Below are 3,167 nucleotides of genomic sequence, written 5' to 3'. Positions count from 1 at the left end.
GGTGGTCAAACACCGTGATATGAGCCGCAGCCCGCTGTTCGGGGTATTGTTTTCTTTGCAAAACGCACCGATAAATTCGGAACTCACACCCCAGCTTGTATTTGAACCGCTTAATATGGCTCAAACAACCAGTCAGTTCGATCTACAGTTCAGCGTCTTAGAAGGGGCGGCATCGCTAGCAATCGGAATAACCTATAATACGGACCTATATGAGAGGGCCACTATCAGCCGTTTGTTCGGTCATTACCAAAGGCTTTTGGAGTCGGTTTTAACTTCACCTAGTCAGTCTATTAGCCGACTTGATATGCTCAGTGGCGCCGAACGCGAGCAGCTTCTTTTGGATTTCAATCAGACAGCAAGGGATTATGACCTTTCGCGGACGGTGCTTGACCTTTTCGCCGGTCAGGCGAAGGCTGGCAGCACGTCTGTTGCGCTGGTCTTTGAGGGGCAAACCATGAGCTATGGTGAGCTGGATGCTGCCAGCAACCGCCTAGGGCATTACCTTCGCGGGCTGGGTGTTGGCCCTGAAAGTCTGGTAGGAATCTGCCTGGAACGGGGCATGGATATGGTGGTAGCGATTTTGGGCATCCTTAAATCGGGCGGGGCTTATGTTCCGCTTGACCCGGATTATCCAATGGATCGTATCAGCTATATGCTCACTGACAGTGCGGTATCGTGGGTGGTGAGCAGCCAGGGGCTGTCAGACCGTCTGACGGGGTTATGTCAGGTAATCCAGGTGGACGGTCTGGAGCGTGAGTTGATAGGCGCGTGCAGCAGTGAAGCGGTCATCAGCGGTGTTTCAAGCTCGAACCTTGCCTATGTAATCTATACGTCCGGCTCTACTGGTCGCCCCAAGGGAGTGATGATCGAGCACAGCAGCTTGACCAATTTTTTGTTTGCGATGAATCAGCAGGTACCACAAACACCTAATGATCATTTACTTGCCATTACGTCGATTTCTTTTGATATATCGATTTTGGAATTGTTGTGGCCTTTAACAAAGGGCATGGGACTTACTATAAAGGCCAAAGAGATTGGATTGGTTGATTTTGATCAGTATTTAGATACCAGTGTCAAGATGGATTTTAGCCTGTTTTTCTTTTCCAGCGAAGCGGACTCAGCCCAAAGGAATAAATATCAGTTTTTACTTAATGCTGCGGCTTTTGCTGACCAAAATGATTTTTCGGCGATTTGGTTGCCAGAACGTCATTTTCACAAGTTTGGCGGCATATTTCCCAACCCATCGGTTCTGGCTGCCGCCGTTGCATCAAAGACCAATAAAGTGGAGCTTAGGGCTGGGAGTGTGGTACTGCCACTGCATGACCCTATTCGGGTAGCAGAGGAGTGGTCTGTGGTTGATAACCTATCGGATGGAAGGGTTTCTCTCTCAATAGCCTCGGGTTGGCACGCGGATGACTTTGTGTTAAGCCCCGAATCGTTTGTTGATCGGCATTCGATAATGTATAGCCATATTGACCAGTTACAGAAACTATGGAAAGGGGCAAGTGTTACCAGGAAAAATGGTTTGGGCATTGATATTGATGTCAAGATATTTCCGCAACCGGTCAGCAATGAGCTGTCTTTATGGATCACATCTGCCGGAAACGAAGAGACCTTTCGGAGTGCTGGCAGATTAGGTGCTGGAATATTAACGCACATCCTGGGCCAGAATATTAACACACTAGAAAGGAACATCGCGCTTTATCATCAAACGCTACAAGAATTCGGGCATGCTGCTGATAAAGGAAAGGTCGCATTAATGCTTCATACATTTGTGGGTGAAAGTTCGGAGAAGGTCAAAGAAATTGTCAGAGAGCCCTTCAAACGATATTTGGCGTCTAGCATAAACTTGCTTCAAAACCTTCAACGGAGCCTGAGGAGCGAGCAAACACAATCCGAAGAGCTTACATCTGAGCAACTGCTGGAAGTAGCTATGGAAAAGTCAATGGAATCCGGAGCCTTGTTTGGTGATGCTGAGCATTGTAGTCGCTTGATTCAGCGTTTCTATCGAATTGGGGTGACAGAAATCGCATGCCTAATAGATTTTGGCGTTGAGTCAGAACTGGCTTTAAAGGGACTGGATGATCTTAATAGGCTCAGGGCGAAATTCGCCCGGCAGAGTGACAGGCTCGAAATGAAGGAACATCCTATTTCGACCCTTCAGATCACTCCGTCGTATCTGTCAGCTTTGATCGAAGATAAGGGTTCAAGCCAATTTCTCAGAAAGCTGGACACCGTCCTTATCGGCGGAGAGAAGCTTAGTGAAGAACTGGTAGATCGTTTCTTTCAAAAATCTAAAGCAAGTGTCTATAATGTATATGGGCCGACCGAGACGACGATCTGGTCTACGGTAAAAAAAATTACCGCTGACGGTAGCTCGGTTACAATTGGTAAGCCAATAGGAAATACCCAGATCTTGATACTTGACAAAGCCAATAATCTTTGCCCGATTGGCGTGCCTGGTGAAATGTATATCGCCGGCGCTGGGGTAGCAAGAGGTTATTTGGATCAACCCGATAAAACTGCTGAAAGGTTTTTCTCAACGCTTAATGATTTGGAATTCGAAGGCAGGTGCTACCGGACAGGTGACATTGTCAAGTGGCTTCCAAATGGCGAAATCCAATATTTAGGAAGAAACGACAACCAAATTAAACTCAGGGGGTACCGAATCGAGCCGGGAGAAATTGAGCAGGCCATTGATGAATACGAAGGCGTGCGCCAGAGTTTGGTTGTGGGCACGGCTGACGGCTTGCTGGTTGCGTATCTAGTTGTAGAAGCAGAGTTTAAGAAGGAACGCCTGGAACGTTATCTTCGGGGTAAGCTTCCCGAGTTTATGGTGCCCTCCGTACTTGTAGAAATTCAAGAGTTTGCTTTAACTCCTAATGGGAAAATTGACAGAAGTTTGCTGCCTGTTCCGGGTGAATTTCTTAATACGTCTCAAATGCATGTTGCTCCCCAGACGTCGACGGAAGTCAAGCTTTGCGCAGTTATCAAGGAACTTGTTAAAGTTGATAGAGTAGGGCTAAATGATAACTTTTTTGCCATTGGCGGGCACTCGCTGTTAGCTGTTCGACTGATCGCATTCATCAGAAAGGAGTTTCAGATAGAACTTCCAATCAAGGCCCTTTTTGTTCATAGGACGATCGGGGATCTTTGTTCGCACCTTG

At 47.2% G+C, this 3,167-nt stretch carries 1 protein-coding gene; it reads left to right on the top strand.

Annotation, left to right across the window (positions count from 1 at the left end; genetic code table 11):
• Positions 1 to 19: 19 nt before the first annotated feature.
• Positions 20 to 3,167 (top strand): MupA/Atu3671 family FMN-dependent luciferase-like monooxygenase (locus tag AAHB90_RS32295; protein WP_342089461.1); only part of this gene is annotated, 3,148 nt, incomplete at its 3' end.

The organism is Dyadobacter sp. OTU695 (genome assembly GCF_038440355.1).
Lineage (GTDB): Bacteria > Bacteroidota > Bacteroidia > Cytophagales > Spirosomataceae > Dyadobacter.
This window is presented reverse-complemented; position numbering and strand designations above follow the sequence as displayed.